We start from the raw sequence: 18872 nt of genomic DNA, 5'->3' as shown, positions 1-18872 counted from the left end.
ACAAATTATAAAATATGCCTTTTTATTGAATATTTATGGTGTTGGTTATTTGTTTAAGTGTAATTTCTGCTTGCTTTGATTGGTACTGGGCTGCAAAAAACTTTGATTGCGCATCAAGGTAGTTGCGTTGCGCTTCGCGGATCTCCAGGGGGGTGATGTTGCCCAGCTTATATTTTTCGAGCGAAATATCCAGGTTCTTCTTGGCTATCACTACGTTAGCCTGTCCTAATTTTATCAAATCAAGCCCCGATAGGTATGCGGCATAAAGGCTGTTCACCTGGGTTTCTATATTCAGCTGAATTTGCTTTGCATTAATATTTGCGTTGTCTATCTGTATCCTGGCGTTTCGTTCGCGGCGGGTTTGGTTGAAACCATCAAAAATATTAATGGTAGCGGTTAAGCCGTAGTTTAAGCCACGCGTATTTTGCTGTAAAGTAAAACCTGCCGGGGTTTTGTTATTGCTAAAGGTATAACCGGATGATACAGCCACCTGCGGGTAGCGGGTTGATTTTACCTGTTTCAGGTTGATCTCGGCCAGGCGGCGGTTTATCTGTGTAGATAGAATAGCCGGATTTTGCAATTGGGCTTTTGATAAAATATCGCCCAATATCAGCTTATCATCAACCACAATGGTATCGGCTACAGCAAAGTCGGTTTGCAGGTCGCGCACCAGGATCTGGTTTAGCTGAATTTTGGTTGTTTTAAACAGCTGGTATTGCGTAACCAGGTTGGCGGTATCTGTATTTAAATTTACCTGCGCGTTTAAAACATCCAGTCTTGATGCCCGGCCAACGTGAAACTTATCATTGGCATAACGTAGTTGCGTACGCGAAATATCAATAGCCCCTTTCAACGCTTTTATTTGTTCATTTTGGCTGATAAGATCATAATAAGTGCCTATCACATTGGCAACCGTATTTTGTAGGGTGTCCTGCAGTCGTAAAGCGCCCAGCTTATCCAGCTGTTGCAACTGGTCATAGGTGGCAAACATATTAAAACCATCAAAAATGGTCCAGTTAAGTGCCACGCCATAATTAACGCCGGTATTTGCCGCATTGCGGATGTTGTTCACGGTACCGTCGCTACGGGTTTGCTTGGTTGTTTGGCGACTGTTGGTTGATGCAAAATTGCCGTTCAACTGCGGTAAAATACCCGCATTGCCCAGTGTAACATTGTTGGCAGCAATGGTTTTATTGTTTTGCGATAACTTTATATTATAGTTGTTTTTTAAAGCTATTTCAACCGCATCCTTTAATGTAAGCAGCGGTGCATCCTGCGCCCAAGTATTTGTACCCCAAAAGGTACAGCAAAAAACCAGGAAAGCTATTTTTTTAATGATCATATCGCTTAAAAATTTTCAATAAGTTTTATTGGTTTTTTCTTTGGTTTTGATTCTTCTTCCAGCTCTTCCTCGGGATCGCGACGTGTTTTTGAAGCAAAGATCACATACATCATTGGAATGATATACAGTGTTAATACCAGGGAAAACAGCATACCGCCCATAATTACAATACCCAATGATACCCGGCTTTTTGCCCCTGCGCCCAACGCGAATGCTATAGGCACCGAACCCAATACTACGGCCAAACTGGTCATCAATATGGGGCGTAAACGGGCCGTGGCGGCTTCAACGGCGGCTTCGTATTTGGTGATACCATGCTCCATACGTTGATTAGCGAATTCAACAATCAGGATCCCGTTTTTGGTTACCAGCCCTACCAGGGTAATTATACCTATCTCGCTGAAAATATTAAGTGTTTGATTAAATAACCATAAGGACATAAATGCCCCCGAAATAGCCAACGGCACAGTAAGCATCACGATAAATGGATCCATAAAGCTCTCAAACTGCGCTGCTAATACCAGATATATCAGCAAGAGGGCAAAGCCAAAGGCAAACAGAATATTTGATGATCCCTCGGCATAATCACGAGACGGTCCGCTTAAAGCAGTACTAAACGTTTCATCAAGCAGGCTTTTCGCTATGCGGTCCATTTCGGCAATACCATCACCAACGGTTTTGCCGGGAGCCAAACCAGCTTGTATAGTGGCCGACTTATATCGGTTAAAATGATAAATAGCCGGAGGGGTTGCACCTTCGGTAGTTTTTACCACGTTGTCCAACTGTACCAAACCTCCCTTGCTGCTCCGTACATACACCGATCTCAGGTCGAGCGGCTGATCGCGGTTGGCCCTGTCAACCTGGGCAATTACCTGGTATTGCTTTCCGTTTATCAAAAAGTAATCCAACCGGCCGGCGCTATAATACAATTGCAATGTTTGGGCTATATCATCTACAGATACGCCTAAATCACGGGCGCGGTCACGATCGGTAACCACCCTTAACTCGGGTTTGGTAAATTTAAGGTTCACATCTGTTCCCTGGAAAATAGGGCTGCGGGATACTTCGGCAAAAAATTTCGGTAATACCGCACGAATCTTTTCAAAATCCTGGTTTTGTATAACGTACTGAACCGGTAATGAAGTACGCGCACCGCTACCACCACCGCTTATGGTTTGCTCCTGTATTACAATGGCKCGGGCATCGGGCATTTTACCCAGCTTTTTGTTCATCCAGTCGGCCAGTTGTTGCTGGGTTCGCGTTCGTTTATCCGGCGCCACCAAACCAATCCGGCCAAAGCCTGAGTTAGCTGAGCCACCACCGCCAAAAGATGGAGAAACGATTTCCAGGTTAACATTGGCCTCGGGAATCGAATCCTCCACAAGATTCGATACCTTATCCATGTATCGGGTCATATACTCATATGTTGCGCCCTCTGATCCCGTAACACTATAACGTAATAAGCTGCGGTCATCCAACGGTGCAAGCTCTGATGGGATCACCCTTACAAGTATCCCGATAATTAATAAAGATACTGCGAGGATTACAAACGAAACCCATCTTACCTTCATAAACTTAACCAGTGTTTCTGTATATGAGTTGGTCATGTTAACAAAGAACGGCTCCGTTTTTTCGTAGAATTTTGATTTTTTGTTATTCTTACGAATCAGTTTAACGTTCAGCATCGGTGTTAACGAAAGGGACACAAAGGCTGATATCAATACCGCCCCGGCAACTACTACAGCAAATTCGCGGAACAGCCTGCCTGTAAAGCCCTGTAAAAATACAATAGGTAAAAATACCGCTGCCAAAGTTACCGAGGTAGAAACTACCGCAAAAAAGATTTCGGCCGAGCCTTCAAAGGCCGCCTTACGGATTGCCATACCGGCCTCAACCTTTTTATAGATATTTTCTGTTACCACAATACCATCATCAACCACCAATCCCGTTGCCAATACAATGCCCAACAGTGTTAAAATATTGATGGAAAACCCGAAAACGTACATGATAAAGAACGCTCCTATCAATGATACCGGGATATCAATCAGCGGGCGGAAAGCAATGAGCCAATCCCTGAAGAACAGGTAAATGATGATTACCACCAGCACAAACGAAATGAGAAGTGTTTCCTGCACTTCGGTAATGGATTGATTGATGAACCGGGTATTATCCAATGCTACTTTTACCGAAATATCTGGCGGAAGATCTTTTTTGATCTGTTCCAGGCGGACATAGAAATCCTTTGCTATCTGTACATAGTTGGCACCGGGCTGTGGCACAAGGGCTAAACCGACCATTGGCACACCCGACTCCTTAAATATGGTTTCCTCATTTGCCGAACCCAAAACCGCGTAACCTATATCGCTAAGGTGGATCACCCGGTTGCTATCAGCGCGGATAATGAGGTTATTAAAATCTTTTTCGGTTGATAATTTACCCAGGGCCCTTATGGTTACCTCGGTATTATTGCCCTCAATTTTACCTGCCGGAAGTTCCACGTTTTCCTTTGCAAGGGCAGCGCCAATATCCGTTGCGGTAAGGCCCAGGGCCGATAGTTTGTTAGGGTCAATCCATAGGCGCATTGCATATTGCCGCTGTCCCTGTATGTTAATGGTACTTACACCAGGAATGGTTTGCAGGCCTTCCTGCAAAACGTTTTCGGCATAATCATCCAATTGGGTAATATTACGGGTATTACTGCTTACGGTAAGGGTTATTATATTATCAGCGCTGGCATCGGCCTTTGTAACTACCGGCGGGGCGTTAATATCCTGCGGAAGCTGGCGTTGTGCCTGCGAAACTTTGTCGCGCACATCGTTAGCGGCAGTTTCAAGGTCGGCATCCAAATCAAATTCAACCGTAATATTGCTTTGCCCAACAGAGCTTGTTGACGAAATATTGCGGATACCGGGCACGCCGTTAATGGATTTCTCCAGTGGTTCCGTTATTTGCGATTCAATTACATCAGCATTGGCGCCAGAGTAACTGGTGGATACTGAAATAATAGGCGGATCTACCGAAGGGAAATCCCGCACACCTAAAAATTTATAGCCAATAATACCAAACACAACAATAACTACTGACATTACTGTTGCCAATACCGGCCTTTTTATACTAACTGAGGATAAACTCATAACGGTTACTTAATAACTTTAATAATTTTTAAAGGAACTTTTGGTCGCATTTGTATAAGGCCCGATACAACAACACTATCGCCGGGTTTTAGGCCGTCTATAACTTGTATTTTAGTATCGGTTCGCATGTCGGTTTTTACCGCTTTAGTGATAGCTACTCCATTATGGTAAATATAAACCAGGCTGCTTTTTAAATCAGGAATTACAGCTTGCGTTGGCAGCAGGATGGTTTTAGGAATCTGATCGAGCGTTAAATTTATTTTGGCAAAACTACCTGCGGTTAATAACCCTTTGGGGTTGGGCGCCTTTGCACGCACGGTAATGGTACGCGAGTTAACATCTATTGATGGCTCAATAGCATATACAGTACCTGTAAAGTTTTCCCTTGAGCTCTCTATATTAAACATCACTTTACTGCCTGCACCAAGGATAGAAAGATACCTTTCAGGAACAGAGAAAGTAAGCTTTGCAGGATCTATATTTACAAGCTGCGCTATAGGGGCGGCCGGCGATAAATAACTGCCCGGGCTAACATTCCGTAAGCCGATGGTCCCGGAAAACGGTGCCCGAATTTCTGTCCGGCTTATCTGTGCTTTAATTACATCAGCGGCGGCTTTTAATGAGTTTAGCGAGGTTAGCGAGGTATCGTATTCTTCCTGGCTTATGGCTTCTTTTTGCAGCAATACTTTGTTGCGGTACTCAACCTGCTTAGCCAGGGTTACCTGGTACTGGTTTTGTGCCAATGATGCCTCCAGGTCCTGGTTATAAACCTTAACCAACAGCTGCCCTTTTTTTACTTTACTTCCCTCTGTAAAATAAATACCTGTAATGTTGCCGGCTGTTTGGCTTACAAGGCTTACTTTTTCGTTGGCATCAATGCTACCGGTTACATCAATAATATTGTTTACAGCAGTATCCTTTACAATCATGATGTTAACTGCTACAGGGCCGTTTTTCCTTTTGCCGCTTTTACCGCCGGCATTAGCAGCGGCTGTTTCTTTGGCTTTTTGGCTAAAAAACTTGTTGTAAACTAAAAAAGCAACCAGCAATGCCAGCGCTATGTAAATGATATACCTTGTTCTCATTTTGCATTAATCATTTTGTGATTTTTAAATCGGGTTGGGTTGAATGGGGTTTAATATTGTTTTGCATTTTTTGCAATACGCTTTCAAATATCTTCATTTCATGTGCCGAGATCCCCTTGGTGATATCCGAATTAATATGTTCAAATGTTTTCACTATCTGCGGTACGGCCAGTTTTGCTTTTTCGGTAACCTTAAGCAAATGTTCGCGCCGATCATTGGGGTTGGTTTCACGGTAAACAAAGCCTTTGGCCGTAAGCATATTGATGATGCTCACCATAGCCGATTTATCTTTATCCAATATCTGCGCCAATGCGTTTTGCGTAAGCTGCCCGTTGTGGTAATAGATCAGCGATAAAATAAAATGGTACCGGGTAACATCCAGGTGGGCAGTATGCCTGGCCAGCGCGTTAAGGTATAATTTACCTAAGCGTATAAGTTTCCGGGATATAGGCTCTACTAACTTCATCTTAATAAATGATTGCAAACTTAATCTGCCTGTATTTATAATAGTTACATGTATCAACCATTTTACAAGTGCTTAAAAGCCTTATATTTTAAAAAACCATAATTTTTATAACTTGCGGGCATGAAACCTATTAAGCTGACCTCAACTGTATCATTAATTTTACTATTTATGAATTTATCCGCCAGTAAGGCGCAAGCCACGGCTATTATATCTTATACTGTTTCGTTTCCAGAAGCACAGGCCCATTATGCCGAGATTGAAATGCATATCTCGGGATTAAAGCAAAACACACTCGACCTTAAAATGCCTGTCTGGACACCCGGATCATACCTGATAAGGGAGTTCGCCAAAAATATAGAAGCCTTTAGCGCCAGTATAAACGGCAAAATTGTGGCATYGCCCAAGATGAATAAAAACACCTGGCGCATTAATACAAAAAACATAAAGGAGATAACGGTAAGGTACCGCGTTTACGCYAATGAAATATCGGTACGTACCAGTTATATCGATGCATCGCATGGTTTTCTGTCAACATCCGGTATATTTATTTACCCGGCCAATATGCTGCATTCGCCATCAACCATCACCATAAAACCTTATAACGACTGGGCAAAAGTTTCAACCAGTTTAGAAATGGTAAATGGCGATCCGTTTGTAAGGCGTTCGCCTAATTTTGATATCCTGTTTGATTCGCCTATCGAAGTAGGAAACCAGGATGTTTTTGGCTTTGATGTATCGGGCGTTAAATACGAGGTGTGTATGTACGGAGGCGGCAATTACGATAAGGAACGCCTTAAAAAAGACATGCACGCCATTGTTGAGCAGGAGGTCGCGATATTTGGCGAAAACCCTAACCGGCATTATACCTTTATAGTACATAATCACCTTCGCGGGGGCGGTGGTATTGAGCATTTGAGCTCAACAGTTTTGGGGGCCTCGCGCGATAATTATGGTAACGAAAAAGCCTACCAAAGTTTTTTAGGCCTGGTAGCTCATGAACATTTTCATTTATGGAACGTAAAACGCCTGCGACCAATTGTTTTAGGCCCGTTTGATTATGATAATGAAAACTATACTACCAACCTTTGGATAGCCGAGGGTTTTACCGAGTATTACCAGGAGATAGCCATACGCCGTACCAATCTTTATTCGCCGGAAAACTACCTGGATCAGATAGCCAATGAATTTAACATATTGGAAAACCTGCCGGGTAAAGATGTACAAACGGTAGCCGAATCGAGCTATGATGCCTGGATCAAGGCCTATCGTCCTAATGAGAACTCCAATAATACCACTATATCCTATTATACAAAAGGAGCTATAATAGGCATGATGCTCGACCTGGAGATCATCAACAGCTCAAACCAAAAACACTCGCTTGATGATGTGATGAAGTATATGTATACCACGTACTACAAAACCAAACAACGCGGCTATACCGATGCAGAGTTTAAAAAAAGCTTTGAAATGTTTGCAGGCAAAAAGCTGGATGATTTTTATAAAAAATACATTAACGGACTTGATCCTGTTGACTACAATAAATACCTGGGTTACGCCGGCTACAAAATAAACGATGAGCTGGCCGACAATAATGAAGCGGCCCTGGGTATTACAACCGCGACAACAGCAACAAAAAAAGTAATTGTAACCACTGTAACCCGTGGTACTGCAGCTTATATTGATGGCATTAATGTAAACGATGAAATAACTGCCATTGACGGCAACCCCATTACCGATCCCTCTACAATGATAAGTGGCAAAAAGCCCGGGGATAAAATACAGGTAACTGTAAGCCGCGACGGCCAAAATATTATTTTGCCGGTTACCTTGCTAAAAAACACAAGGGTGAAATATAAAATTACATCGATAGATAATCCCAATACCCAGCAATTGGCCGTGAGAAAAAAATGGTTGAGTTTGTAATCCGGGCTTTATAAAATTTTAAAGGCTGGCTGTCTATCGCCGGCCTTTTTTGTGTTCAGTAACTTATTAAAAAAAGCGCGAAAAAAAAATTTGTCAAATGTTTTTGACATTTGTAAAGTTTATTTTACATTTGGTAAACCAAACTTTACAAATATGAAACCATTATTCTTATTCCCTTACTGGTGCCGCTATTTGGGTTACTTTTTGGTATTTGTGCACATCCCTTTTGTATTGTACAAAAAACAGCTAATGGGTCTCCACGCAGACGATGCGGATATGGGTATCTTTAATGGCCGGCATCTGTTTTTTATGTCGACAACCTTATTAATGGCTGTTGGTTTATTCATTGCAGCATTTTCAAAGGAGAAAATTGAAGATGAACAAATAGTACAATTGCGGCTCGATTCGTTGCAATGGGCCGTATATGTTAATTATTTGTTTTTGATCATCAGCCTGGTTTTTTCTACAGATACCGAGCATATATTGTTTTTAAACCTACTGGTTCCCCTTGTATTCTTTATTGTCCGTTTCAGGTGGAAGATATTCCAGAATAACCGTTTAATTAAGGAATAAGCACAGCCATGAAAAACAACATAAGGGTAGAGCGAGCCATCAAAAACATAACCCAGGCCGACCTGGCCGAAGCTATAGGTGTATCGCGCCAGACCATAAATACCATCGAGAGCAACCGCTATGTGCCATCAACTGTACTGGCACTGAAAATAGCCCGCGTTTTTGGCAAACCGGTTGAAGAAATTTTTACATTGGATGACGAGGATTAATTAAACCATATAATTATGAAAGATAAACCAATTTTTGCCCCCATGCTGGCCATTCCCGGCGGGGTTACCGATATCAGTTTTTATATCAATGCCTTCGGCGCACGGGAACTCCGCCGGTTTGGTAATGATGATGGAAGTATTCACGTATCCGAGCTCTCAATCAATGGGGCTATGTTTCACCTGCACGAAGAAACCCCGTATTCGGGATTTTTTAGTTTGGATAAAAATAAACCATCGGTAACCATCGGTCTTTTTGTAGATGATGTGCATGCCGTAATTGATCAAGCCGTTGCATTTGGTGCAAAAATAAAATCGCCCATACAGGATTATGATTACGGCTACCGCCAGGGAGAGATTGAAGACCCCTTCGGCCATCGCTGGCAGATCCAGAAATCCATTTGAAGATAAAAGGCTAAAGGCCAAAAAATTAAATCATCATGGCAAACGAACCAACTTACGGCAATGGCAAGATCTGCTATATCGAAATTCCGGCAAATGACATTACCAAATCAGCTATATTTTTTCAAAAAGTTTTTGGCTGGCAGATCCGTATCAACAACGAAGGCTTCGCTTCCTTTGATGATGGCGTTGGCCAGGTAAGCGGCATGTGGGTAACCGGGCGAAAGCCAATGAGCGAGCCCGGCCTGCTCATATCCATTATGGTTGATGATGCAGAAGCTACAGTTGAGTCTATTATGGCCAATGGTGGCACTATTGTACAACCTATCGGTAAAGATTTTCCAGAGATAACAGCGCATTTTACTGATCCAGCCGGGAATTTATGGGGAATCTATCAACATAGAGGATAGGGTTAATATGTAGACAAAAAAGCCGGGATTAAGGATTTTCTTCACGAATGATGTTCTATTAACCATTTCTTTTCTTCATTTGCACATTTGAAATCTGAAATTTGCACATTTGCACTATGCGTTTCGACATCATTTCTGTATTACCCGGTTTGCTGGATAGCCCATTTGCACATTCTATTTTGCAGCGCGCTCAAAAAAAGGGCATCGCCGAAATACATGTGCATAACCTGCGCGATTACTCCACCAGCAAACAAAAAAGCGTTGATGACTACCCCTATGGTGGTGGCAGCGGCATGGTAATGACCATTCCTCCGTTTGCAGCCTGTATCGAAAAGCTAAAATCCGAACGTGAGTACGATGAAGTGATATTCATGTCGCCCGATGGCGAGCGGCTTAACCAGGCCATTGCCAACCAGCTATCAATTAAWGGCAACATCATTATTTTATGCGGGCATTATAAGGGCATAGATCAACGCATCCGCGACATTTATGTAACCCGGGAGATAAGTATAGGCGATTATGTATTATCCGGCGGCGAACTCCCGGCGGCGGTTTTGGTTGATGCTGTTGTCCGGCTCATCCCCGGCGTACTGAGTGACGAAACGTCGGCCCTATCCGACTCCTTCCAGGACGATATGCTGGATGCCCCTGTATACACCCGCCCAGCCGATTGGAATGGCTACAAGGTGCCCGAGATCCTGTTAAGCGGCAATACCCCCGAAATTGAAAAATGGCGCTTTGAGCAGGCATTGGAACGTACCAGGGTGCGCAGGCCGGATTTATTGGAGTAAATTGGTGAGGGGTTGATTAGGTTGGATCAAGTGAGTGGGTAACTTGCTTAATACCGAAGCACAGTCACTCCCACGACAAGAGTTCTTCAATAAACATGAGTATTTACCTATTCAACCAAAACCCATTCACTTTCCCTAAATTAGATTGCAACCAAATGATGCCTATTGCATTACAGGTATGTTGCAACTATGAACCCCAGCCAGGAAGCCCAGCTTATTGAACAATGCAGAACAGAGCCCGCTGCTTTTGGGCAGGTGTTTGATAGGTGGTATAAGCCTGTTTTTGGGTATATTATGCGCCGCACCGGCGATTATGACCTTTCAAAAGATATTGCCGCCGAAACATTTTTAAAGGCGTTTCTTAAGATTGGCACTTTTCAATGGAGGGGCATTCGCTTATCATCCTGGCTGTACCGCATCGCCACCAACGAGCTTAACCAATATTACCGCAGTAGCAAATACAAACCGCAATCGCTACAACAATTACTGGAGAACCCACAGATGGAGAAGCTGTTGCACGAAAATGCTGATAATGAGCGGGAAATAATGGAGCAGGAGATTAAAGCATACAATGATTATAACTTAATACGCCAGAACCTGCTTAAGCTTGATATCAAGTACCAGGAGGTTGTGGCGCTACGCTATTTTGAACAAAAAACCAATACCGAGATCAGCGAGATCCTGGGTAAAAATGAGGGAACAGTAAAATCATTGATGTCCCGTGGCTTAGAAAAATTAAGAAATATGTTGTTTTAATGCAACCAAATTCAACTAAATGCATTTTAAACGTAATTAACATGAAAAATAACGATGATTTTTTACAGCAGATGGAAAATTTAAAAGTACCGGATATAAATCCTTCACATCATCAAAATACGGTGAAGATGGCCATCATGAACGCAAGCCGTTCTGCAGCCCTTGGGGTTTGGCTTATTGCAGTGCCCTGCTATTTTTTACTATGTGTATTTATGTTCTACTTTTTTCATGCCCGGATGGGATGGTTTGCGGCTATGTTTACGCTGCTGTCTGGCCTGGCAAAAATTCCTTTTATAGATTTCCTGGGACCAATAGTATTATTTGTTTTGCCGATTGTATGCATTATTATTAATGTACTATCCATTTTGCATGTACAGGTTCAACAGATTGACCCCGATCGGCGCAAAGTAAAGGAGCTCAGTATCACCGTAAAAATAAAATTATGGAACATTTTGCTGATCCTTATCAGCCTGGCTATCGTGTTTGTTTTTATAGGTTATGTGATGACAGAAAGTATCTCCATTAAAAATTAAGATCATGAAATTAAACTGGTTCACCCGCAAAGGAATTATTTACCTTCCCGCAGCTGTTGCCGGCTGGGTAATATTGGCTATAGCATTTGCTTATGCCGTTTATACATTTATTGATATCGACAGCCGCTCGCATTCGGTAAGTGATACCCTTATTAACTTTGTATTTAACCTGCTTATTATTGGTTTAGGATACACCGTGGTGGCTTATTTTACCGAAAAAAAGCCGGATGCCCCCGTTTTAGAGGATTAGTTATCTTTGACCGTTGATTTACCGATAATGAAAACAAACCGCCCACAGAATCAATATAATCACCATCAAATTGTTAACAAAATGCAAATTGTGGAAATTTTTAAAATAGACTTTCATTTATAAAAAATAATCCCTATAATTGCAATCCGATTTTTACGGGCTAAAAATCGCTTTAAGAGCTAAAAATCATGGATTTAGTAAAATTTGTTGAAGAGCAATCAATAGAAAAAAGACAGTTTCCTTCCTTTAAGGCTGGTGATACTGTAAGTGTGCATTATAAAATCAGAGAAGGAAACAAAGAACGTATCCAGGTTTACCAGGGTGTTGTTATACAACGTAACAGTGCAGGTAACTCAGAAACATTCACCGTTCGTAAAGTTTCTAATGGTATAGGTGTTGAGCGTATCTTCCCTATTAACTCTCCAAACATTGATAAAATTGAAGTGAACAGTCACGGTAAAGTGCGTCGCTCTAAATTATACTATCTGCGTGCCCTTACCGGTAAAGCAGCTCGTATCAAATCAAAAAGAGTTTAATTACCCTTCCTCTTTTTTAAGAGGGCATACAAAAGCTTTTAAAAAGGCCTTTTCTGATCTTATCGGGAAAGGCCTTTTTAATGGTGAAAAATTGGGCGGATAGGAAAAGCTTTAGTCATCCTGAATGCCGTGAAGGATCTATTGGCAGACTGTACAGCGCGAAGATGCATGACGAATAAACTGTGACACGCAACCCTCTTAATCGTCATTGCGAGTGGTAAAATCCGTGGACTCTGAAGGGGGAATGACGTTACTAAAAGGGCTGTCATGCTGAGCCTGTCGAAGCATAGCGGGCAAAGGCCCCTCCGCACGAGTCTTCGACAGGCTCAGACTGACAGGCCTTTATACCTTGAAAGTCTAATACGTCATGGGTAGGCACGAAGCAATCCCCGAATTACAGAGTAGCTATGCAGATCCGCTTTATATAGTTGGGGATTGCTTCGTCGTACCTCTCGCAGTGACGCTCTTTTTTAAGATGTCATTGTTTTCCCTGGGTTTTTACAGTGAGTCCCACCCATGACACGTTGGAGAATCCCAGACTTACGAAGTTTTTAAAACTTCGTAAGTCTTTCGCCGGTTTGTCATTTCCCCTTCAGAATTTCGCGAAATTTTACCACTCAGCACAACAGAAAGTTTTTTTTGCAAAAACATCATGGGTCGCCTTCCCCAACAAAAAAAGGCCCCGGTAAACCCAGGACCTCGCTATATATAATACCAGCCTACCTTAGTTAAGATATTTGGTAATATCGTCAGATAATGGCGTGGTTTGCGATCTGAAACGGTGTATCAGTTTGCCATTCTCGTCAACCAGGAATTTTTCGAAGTTCCATTTGATGTCGCCGGTAAATTCCGGGTTTGGCGCTGTGGTAAGGTATTGAAACAAGGGATCAATATCCAAACCTAAAACACTCACCTTGCCGCTCATGGGGAAGGTAACATTAAAGTTTTCTTTGCAAAAGGTTTTAATATCCTGGTTGGTGCCGGGCTCCTGTCCGCCAAAATTGTTTGCCGGAAAGCCTACTACCACCAGTTTACCTTTGTATTTTTCGGCCAATGCTTCAAGGTCTTTATATTGCTTGGTAAAGCCGCATTTGGAGGCTGTATTTACAATAAGTACTTTCTTGCCTTTATATTTGGCCAGGGAAAAGTTGTCGCCGTCGATGGTTTTTAATTTAAAATCATAAACCGAGGATGGGGGCGACATTAAAAAGAAAGCTAATATTAGCGTAATTAATTTCATGGTTATAAATAATTGATGGTTAAACAAATGACTAAGTAAAATTAGCTAATAAAATTTCTCTTAGCCAAGTACTCATCCTCTTTCTGTGTCATTTTTTTCTTTGTAACAACACTTTTATCTGTATAGCCTAAAAGATGCAGTGCGCCATGAATAATTACCCGGTGAAGTTCCTCTGTGTCGGTTATCCCAAACTTTGCAGCATTTTCGCGGATGCGCTCCACAGAGATAAAAATATCGCCCACAATGCTGCCTTCTGTCTCGCTGTTATCAAAGGTGATAATGTCAGTATAGGTATCATGATCAAGGTATTGCTGGTTAAGCTGCAGCAGATACGCGTCCGAACAAAAGATATAGGTAAGCTCTTTGAGTTTAAAACCCTCGGTGGTAATGGTATCTTTTATCCATTGCCGTACCTGGGTTTTATTTTTTAATTTGTAGCTGATATCTTCTTCAAAAAACTGGATGGCCGGCATTATATTTTAAAATGTAGTTCTATTTCGTTGCCGGCAGTGTTAAAAATACATTGATCGGCCAGGTGTTTAATAATGAACACGCCGCGTCCGGTAAGGTTTTCCAGGTTTTCGGGGGCCGTTGGGTCGGCCAGGTGATCATAGTCAAAGCCTTCGCCCTCATCAGTCACTGTCCATATAATGCGCTTGGGCTCAACCTCGGCATTAACGATCACTTTTTTTGATATATCGAGTTTATTGCCATGCATAATGGCATTTATAGCTGCTTCGTTTAAGCAGGTCATCATGTTGGCGAAGGTATCCTCAGCAACATTATGTTTATCAGCAATCTCTTCTATCAGCGCTTCAAGCTGCGTTATGCTCTCCGGGGTCGACGGTAGCTGTAACGTGTATAATTCGCTGGTTCGAACATTTGCCTGTTCCATATTATTTGGCATTAAGTTGATCAAAGTATGATTTTATTTTTTGCTTGTAATACAAATTAAGTGCCGGAGATACAGTTTTTATCTGCTCCGTTTGTTTTGCTCTCTGTTGCTGGTATCCCTGCAGTGCTTTTATGTACCCCGGAGGTACATCTTTGCCGGTTTTACTTTCTCTTTGCTGGTCTTGTTCCCGTTCCTGTTGTGCCTTCTCAGCTTCCAATAACCGGCTCTGAATTTGTTGTTGCCTCTTCAGCGTTTCATTTGTGATTTTCCTGTTTACGAGATCATGCTCATTTTGTTCCATTTCTTGCGAAATTTTATCTAAATTACCTAAATCACCCGTCCCATTCTTATTTTCTTCCCTATTTATCTGCTCCAGTTGCTGTCTTATCATTTGCTGCTGGCGGGCCATCCGGGCCAGTTGCTCGCTCATATTTCCCTGGCCGCCCTGCTTTTCTTTACCCTGGTTGCCCTGCTGTTGCATCTGCTCGCGCGCCTTTTGCATATTTTGGTTTAGCTGCTGCTGCATTTTTGATAGCTGCGATAGCGACTGGGGCTTGCCTTTGCCGCCCTTGCCTTTGTTCATCATTTTTTGCAGCTGATCCAATGCCTCGCTCAGCATCAGGGCCAGGTTATTCATGGATGTCATGGCATATTGCTGGTTGCGGTTGGCTTCGGCTGTGCGCCTTTCGCCAAGGTTATCCAGCGCCTGGTCAATATGGGTATTAATACTGGTGATCTCCTGGTTTACGGTCGACTGGATTTGCGGAATCCGCCTGCTCAGCGCATACAAACTATCTTCGGCCGTTTTCAGGTTATCTTTAATATCCTTTTGATTTTGCGATAGCGTAATATAAGATGGATCTGCAGGGCTGGTGCTTTTCAATGTCTGCATCAGCTTTTCCTGGTTAAAAGAGCTGTTTACCAGGCTTTTCAACAACTCGCGCAGTTGCTGCGCATCAATTGAATTTTCCTTGCTTTCGCCCTCCTGGTCTTGTTGCTGCAGCTTACCGGCCAGTTGCTGCATTTCTTTAGCCGCCTGCTGCTGCGCCTTGCTTGCCTTGCCCTTGTTGTTCTTTTGCAGTTCGCCGGCACTTTGCTCCATTTGTTGGTCTATACTCTGCGTTTCTTTTTCGGGGTTCTTAAAGTCGCTTTTATGCTCGGCCTCGTCATTTGTTTTCTGCAGGTCATCAAGCCCTTTTTTAATATCTTCAAAGTCTTTTTTCAGGTTATCCTGCTCCTGCTGTAATTGTTGCTTATCGGTGCCCTGCTGGTTGGTTTTTTCGGATAGCTTTTGTTCCTTATCGGCCAGTTTATTAAGCTGATCTATATGCTGATTCAGTTTTTGGTCAAACTCCAGCTTTTTATAAAGCTCCAGCATTCGGTCGAGTTCTTTTTTTAACGATTTATTATCCATCTGCATTTTGGATAAATTGTCGCGTGTGGCATCTTTTTGCTGCTCGTTTAATAGCCGCTGCAGGTTTTGAAGCAACTCCTTTGTTTTTTGATCAAGCACGTTATTAAACAAATCTTCTATTTGTTTTTGCTTGGCTAATATTTCTTCGTTCTGTTGTTGGTTTTCCTGGCGGTTGTATAGGTTTTTCTTGTTGTCGTCCTTAATTTCCTTCACCAGGTCTTCCAGGTCTTTCCGTTTTTGCAGTAGGTCTTCCACCTGCTTTTTTTCATCAAAAGAGAGGGTGTTTTTATTAAGTAGTAATTGATTCAGTTTTTGCGAATCGTGCTCAACCTGCCCTGCCAGTTTAATGGCCGACTGCATTTTTTGTTTGATAGCCTGTGTGCCGGCATTCAACTGCTCATTTATCTCCTTTGCATCGGGCAGGTTTAGCGTACGCGCGGGGGTGCGGGCCTTTTTAGGTCCGTTTACTCCATCGTTATCGGCCACCTCGAAAAAATAGGATACCTGGTCGCCGGGGTTAATGCCCAAATCCTTTAAATTCCAAAAATAGAAGAAATCCGCCTGCGTTTGCCTCATATCTGCTTCCACCCGTTTTATAAACGTTTTGGGATTGCCCTTATTGCCGGATGACTGTACACTATAATGGAAATTTAAAGCCGAAAATCCATGGTCGTCCTGTATTTTCCCATTAAAATACAACGACTTCATGCTTACCGAATCCGGCTTCTCCTCTACGCTGATCACCGGCGCTTCATCCAATACCACATTGATATGATAGGTAGCAGAATCGCTGTGGTTTACCTGTGTATTTAGGGGACTAAGCTTATAAACGGCATTTTTATAAACATTTTCGCTATGCTCAAAAACGTCGTTACCACTGGGTAGCGTCGGGCGTATAACATTGTTCATTAAAAAGGTTATGCCGGTAGCATATTGGGTATGCAGCTGCCATTTAATATTGGTGCCGGCGGGTACCACCAGGTCGCCGGCGTTTACCAGCGTTTCGTTTTTTTTATGCAGATAGGCGGGATAGCTCAGCTCCACATCAAAATGCAGCAGGGCGGGCTTCTGGTTTACCTTAATCTCGTATAATTGCGAGGCAAAGCCATTCGCCATAAGTTTAAACCGGGTGTTTTGCTGAAGGTTGCTGAATAGGTAATGAAAACGGCTGATGGTTTCTTTATCCAGCTTAAAAGTATTATTGGCGGTTTCTATATATACATCTGCCGGTAGTTTATCCCCATCCAGTTTTAAGTCGATTTTAAGGTCATCGCCCTGAACAACGGACAGTGTTTTGTTTAGCACATTAAACTTAAAAGGCGCGGCCGGTATAAAATATTCATTATGCCTGATAAGCCTTTTTGTGCTTTCGGTTAAAACAGATGGCGCAGCAAAGGCAATTACTATAATAACGGCTGCCGGAGCCAGGATCCATTTTAAATATTTGGTGTTCTCGCGGATGTTAATAGCCGACGGAAAGCTTACCGGCTTTAATGATTCTATCTTTTGATCAATACTGGCCTCAATAAGCTCCCGGTGATTTACATCGGCAGCGACTAATTTTTTAAGCTGAAGCGTATTTAGCAGCTTATCGTTCACATCATGAAAATGCCTGCCAATAATTTCGGCGGCTTCGTCATGTGTAAGTGATTTGCCCAATTTAAACCAGGCTAACAATGGCGGCAATATTAACCAGCATATCAAACCAATATTAAGCAGGATGAAAAAGTAAAAAAGAATGGTGCGGAAAAGGGTATTAAAGTTGCCGAAATACTCGCTAAGTGTAATAACAACATAGGCCGTAAACAAGCCTGCGCCCAGGAATATTAAACCGCGCAAAAAATTATTGAAATAATACTTTCTTATAAAGATGTTAATCTTTACTATCAGTAATTCATAATTTTCAACAGATGGCATAGTTCAGCACTAAAGTATCGGATACAAAATTAAACGGAAAACATCGGCAAATAATATTTGTCAAGGCCGTTAAGTTAAAAACTTAAAATCGCAATAATATGATACACTTATAATATTTAAAAATAAAATGACATAAGCCCGCTTTGGGGTTGTAAAACAAGCGAAAAAAATTTTTTGAGGTCGAAAAGGGATGGTAATTAATTTACAGTTTTAAATTATACCTGCAAATTATATATTTGCACTCCCTACATTATTTCGGGATGTAGCGTAGCCCGGTATCGCGCCAGCATGGGGTGCTGGAGGTCGGAAGTTCGAATCTTCTCATCCCGACAGGAAACAAAAGCAAAAAAGAGCATATTTGAAAGGTTTTAGGACCGATTGGATATGCTTTTTTTAGTTTTGCAGGCTGCCCTGTTGACCTCCGTGTTAGCCTTTACTGTCTGTGAATGGCATTCAAGTAGTTGTAAATTGTGTTTATACGGATTACAGTCATGCTGATTATATTGCATCTTTAAGCCTTATCACGTCATGAATCTATTTGAAGGTGAAAAAATCCTTCCAAAAATAAGACAGCAACATCGTTATAGCAGTTATCCTGTTTTACTTGAATTCGCGTGCATCATGGCCTTTGCAGCGACACTCATAGGTGTAAAGCCGGTGATGCAACCGCAACGCAAGAATTTTCACATCATTTTTAAATAAGGGATGTTATTTGACTCGCTTGTATATTTCTACAGATCGGCCATTTGTAGCGCTATTAATCACCTGGGTATATTCGTCATGACCATTCATCGTGACTTTAACAGTAAATTTATTGCCCTGAAGAAGCCTGTAATTTGATATTTGCTCTTCTTCCTTAAGCGTATCATTACTAAAAGAAAATACCCCGGTGCCAAACCCATTTTTAAAGATGGTTTTTTCCTTATTCTGAGCGAACCTGTGTATAAAAATAAAATGTCCTCCCCAGAATATTTTATACTGTGTTACATCAGTTGGGAT

General features: G+C 42.2%; 19 protein-coding genes and 1 tRNA gene. 11 read left to right on the top strand and 9 right to left on the bottom strand.

Going from position 1 to position 18872, the window contains the following annotated elements; genetic code table 11:
- Positions 1-22 precede the first annotated feature (22 nt).
- Genes AC1DPZ_RS01915 through AC1DPZ_RS01900 form a run of 4 tightly spaced genes read right to left on the bottom strand, consistent with a single transcriptional unit; the run spans position 23 to position 6027 of the window.
- Complete coding sequence (locus AC1DPZ_RS01915; protein ID WP_477400859.1) at positions 23-1342, bottom strand: TolC family protein; 1320 nt, start codon at positions 1340-1342, stop codon at positions 23-25.
- Positions 1343-1347: 5 nt separating this feature from the next.
- Entirely contained in the window at positions 1348-4476 is a 3129-nt protein-coding gene (locus tag AC1DPZ_RS01910) for an efflux RND transporter permease subunit (RefSeq protein ID WP_477400857.1), read from the bottom strand.
- A gap of 5 nt (positions 4477-4481) precedes the next feature.
- Positions 4482-5561, bottom strand: coding sequence for an efflux RND transporter periplasmic adaptor subunit (locus AC1DPZ_RS01905; RefSeq protein WP_477400856.1), 1080 nt, complete (start codon positions 5559-5561; stop codon positions 4482-4484).
- A 10-nt stretch (positions 5562-5571) separates the two neighbouring features.
- On the bottom strand, positions 5572-6027 hold the full coding sequence (locus AC1DPZ_RS01900) for a MarR family winged helix-turn-helix transcriptional regulator (protein WP_477400854.1): 456 nt from the start codon (positions 6025-6027) through the stop codon (positions 5572-5574).
- Positions 6028-6195: 168 nt separating this feature from the next.
- On the opposite strand from AC1DPZ_RS01900, the gene AC1DPZ_RS01895 reads away from it, so the two are divergent.
- The 10 genes from AC1DPZ_RS01895 to rplS all read left to right on the top strand — a co-directional run bounded on the left by AC1DPZ_RS01895 (position 6196) and on the right by rplS (position 12407).
- Positions 6196-7950, top strand: a complete 1755-nt coding sequence (locus AC1DPZ_RS01895) for a M61 family metallopeptidase (RefSeq protein ID WP_477400853.1) — start codon at positions 6196-6198, stop codon at positions 7948-7950.
- 153 nt (positions 7951-8103) lie between these two features.
- Complete coding sequence (locus AC1DPZ_RS01890; protein ID WP_477400852.1) at positions 8104-8523, top strand: hypothetical protein; 420 nt, start codon at positions 8104-8106, stop codon at positions 8521-8523.
- 8 nt (positions 8524-8531) lie between these two features.
- Positions 8532-8732, top strand: a complete 201-nt coding sequence (locus AC1DPZ_RS01885; RefSeq protein WP_259091615.1) for a helix-turn-helix transcriptional regulator — start codon at positions 8532-8534, stop codon at positions 8730-8732.
- Positions 8733-8747: 15 nt separating this feature from the next.
- Positions 8748-9134, top strand: a complete 387-nt coding sequence (locus AC1DPZ_RS01880) for a VOC family protein (RefSeq protein WP_477400851.1) — start codon at positions 8748-8750, stop codon at positions 9132-9134.
- A 35-nt stretch (positions 9135-9169) separates the two neighbouring features.
- A complete protein-coding gene (locus AC1DPZ_RS01875; RefSeq protein WP_477400849.1) occupies positions 9170-9541 on the top strand; it encodes a VOC family protein in 372 nt (123 codons plus the stop codon).
- Positions 9542-9657: 116 nt separating this feature from the next.
- The gene (gene trmD / locus AC1DPZ_RS01870) at positions 9658-10332 is read left to right on the top strand and encodes a tRNA (guanosine(37)-N1)-methyltransferase TrmD (RefSeq protein WP_477400848.1); all 675 of its coding nucleotides are present in this window, start codon (positions 9658-9660) and stop codon (positions 10330-10332) included.
- 189 nt (positions 10333-10521) lie between these two features.
- The gene (locus tag AC1DPZ_RS01865) at positions 10522-11088 is read left to right on the top strand and encodes an RNA polymerase sigma factor (RefSeq protein ID WP_477400846.1); all 567 of its coding nucleotides are present in this window, start codon (positions 10522-10524) and stop codon (positions 11086-11088) included.
- A gap of 41 nt (positions 11089-11129) precedes the next feature.
- Positions 11130-11621, top strand: a complete 492-nt coding sequence (locus tag AC1DPZ_RS01860) for a hypothetical protein (RefSeq protein WP_477400845.1) — start codon at positions 11130-11132, stop codon at positions 11619-11621.
- A gap of 4 nt (positions 11622-11625) precedes the next feature.
- Entirely contained in the window at positions 11626-11871 is a 246-nt protein-coding gene (locus AC1DPZ_RS01855) for a hypothetical protein (RefSeq protein WP_477400844.1), read from the top strand.
- Positions 11872-12059: 188 nt separating this feature from the next.
- Entirely contained in the window at positions 12060-12407 is a 348-nt protein-coding gene (gene rplS, locus AC1DPZ_RS01850; RefSeq protein ID WP_295720757.1) for a 50S ribosomal protein L19, read from the top strand.
- A 724-nt stretch (positions 12408-13131) separates the two neighbouring features.
- Here the strand turns inward: rplS and AC1DPZ_RS01845 are convergent.
- The 4 genes from AC1DPZ_RS01845 to AC1DPZ_RS01830 are packed head-to-tail and all read right to left on the bottom strand — an operon-like array spanning position 13132 to position 17873.
- Positions 13132-13647: a glutathione peroxidase gene (locus tag AC1DPZ_RS01845; protein ID WP_477400842.1), complete on the bottom strand. Its 516-nt coding sequence runs from the start codon at positions 13645-13647 to the stop codon at positions 13132-13134.
- Positions 13648-13688: 41 nt separating this feature from the next.
- A complete protein-coding gene (gene ybeY / locus AC1DPZ_RS01840) occupies positions 13689-14120 on the bottom strand; it encodes an rRNA maturation RNase YbeY (protein WP_477400840.1) in 432 nt (143 codons plus the stop codon).
- Positions 14120-14542, bottom strand: coding sequence for an ATP-binding protein (locus tag AC1DPZ_RS01835; protein WP_477400838.1), 423 nt, complete (start codon positions 14540-14542; stop codon positions 14120-14122). Before AC1DPZ_RS01835 ends, ybeY begins: the two co-directional genes overlap by 1 nt.
- 1 nt (position 14543) lies before the next feature.
- Positions 14544-17873, bottom strand: a complete 3330-nt coding sequence (locus AC1DPZ_RS01830; RefSeq protein ID WP_477400837.1) for a DUF4175 family protein — start codon at positions 17871-17873, stop codon at positions 14544-14546.
- 256 nt (positions 17874-18129) lie between these two features.
- Between AC1DPZ_RS01830 and AC1DPZ_RS01825 the strand changes: the two genes are divergently transcribed.
- Positions 18130-18203, top strand: a tRNA-Pro gene (locus tag AC1DPZ_RS01825).
- A 378-nt stretch (positions 18204-18581) separates the two neighbouring features.
- On the opposite strand, the gene AC1DPZ_RS01820 is transcribed toward AC1DPZ_RS01825, so the two are convergent.
- Positions 18582-18872, bottom strand: a 291-nt coding sequence (locus AC1DPZ_RS01820; protein ID WP_477400835.1) for a hypothetical protein, incomplete at its 5' end; no start/stop codon positions are given.

It is taken from the genome of Mucilaginibacter sp. P4_G9, from assembly GCF_056400985.1.
This window is presented reverse-complemented; position numbering and strand designations above follow the sequence as displayed.

Excerpts from the sequence above, each read along its gene's own strand:
- AC1DPZ_RS01890 (WP_477400852.1), top strand. The coding sequence starts at position 8,104 with ATGAAACCATTATTCTTATTCCCTTACTGGTGCCGCTATTTGGGTTAC.
- AC1DPZ_RS01865 (WP_477400846.1), top strand. The coding sequence starts at position 10,522 with ATGAACCCCAGCCAGGAAGCCCAGCTTATTGAACAATGCAGAACAGAG.
- AC1DPZ_RS01875 (WP_477400849.1), top strand. The coding sequence starts at position 9,170 with ATGGCAAACGAACCAACTTACGGCAATGGCAAGATCTGCTATATCGAA.
- AC1DPZ_RS01830 (WP_477400837.1), bottom strand. The coding sequence starts at position 17,873 with ATGCCATCTGTTGAAAATTATGAATTACTGATAGTAAAGATTAACATC.
- AC1DPZ_RS01835 (WP_477400838.1), bottom strand. The coding sequence starts at position 14,542 with ATGGAACAGGCAAATGTTCGAACCAGCGAATTATACACGTTACAGCTA.
- AC1DPZ_RS01915 (WP_477400859.1), bottom strand. The coding sequence starts at position 1,342 with ATGATCATTAAAAAAATAGCTTTCCTGGTTTTTTGCTGTACCTTTTGG.
- AC1DPZ_RS01855 (WP_477400844.1), top strand. The coding sequence starts at position 11,626 with ATGAAATTAAACTGGTTCACCCGCAAAGGAATTATTTACCTTCCCGCA.
- AC1DPZ_RS01845 (WP_477400842.1), bottom strand. The coding sequence starts at position 13,647 with ATGAAATTAATTACGCTAATATTAGCTTTCTTTTTAATGTCGCCCCCA.
- AC1DPZ_RS01900 (WP_477400854.1), bottom strand. The coding sequence starts at position 6,027 with ATGAAGTTAGTAGAGCCTATATCCCGGAAACTTATACGCTTAGGTAAA.
- AC1DPZ_RS01860 (WP_477400845.1), top strand. The coding sequence starts at position 11,130 with ATGAAAAATAACGATGATTTTTTACAGCAGATGGAAAATTTAAAAGTA.
- AC1DPZ_RS01905 (WP_477400856.1), bottom strand. The coding sequence starts at position 5,561 with ATGAGAACAAGGTATATCATTTACATAGCGCTGGCATTGCTGGTTGCT.
- AC1DPZ_RS01885 (WP_259091615.1), top strand. The coding sequence starts at position 8,532 with ATGAAAAACAACATAAGGGTAGAGCGAGCCATCAAAAACATAACCCAG.
- rplS (WP_295720757.1), top strand. The coding sequence starts at position 12,060 with ATGGATTTAGTAAAATTTGTTGAAGAGCAATCAATAGAAAAAAGACAG.
- AC1DPZ_RS01880 (WP_477400851.1), top strand. The coding sequence starts at position 8,748 with ATGAAAGATAAACCAATTTTTGCCCCCATGCTGGCCATTCCCGGCGGG.
- ybeY (WP_477400840.1), bottom strand. The coding sequence starts at position 14,120 with ATGCCGGCCATCCAGTTTTTTGAAGAAGATATCAGCTACAAATTAAAA.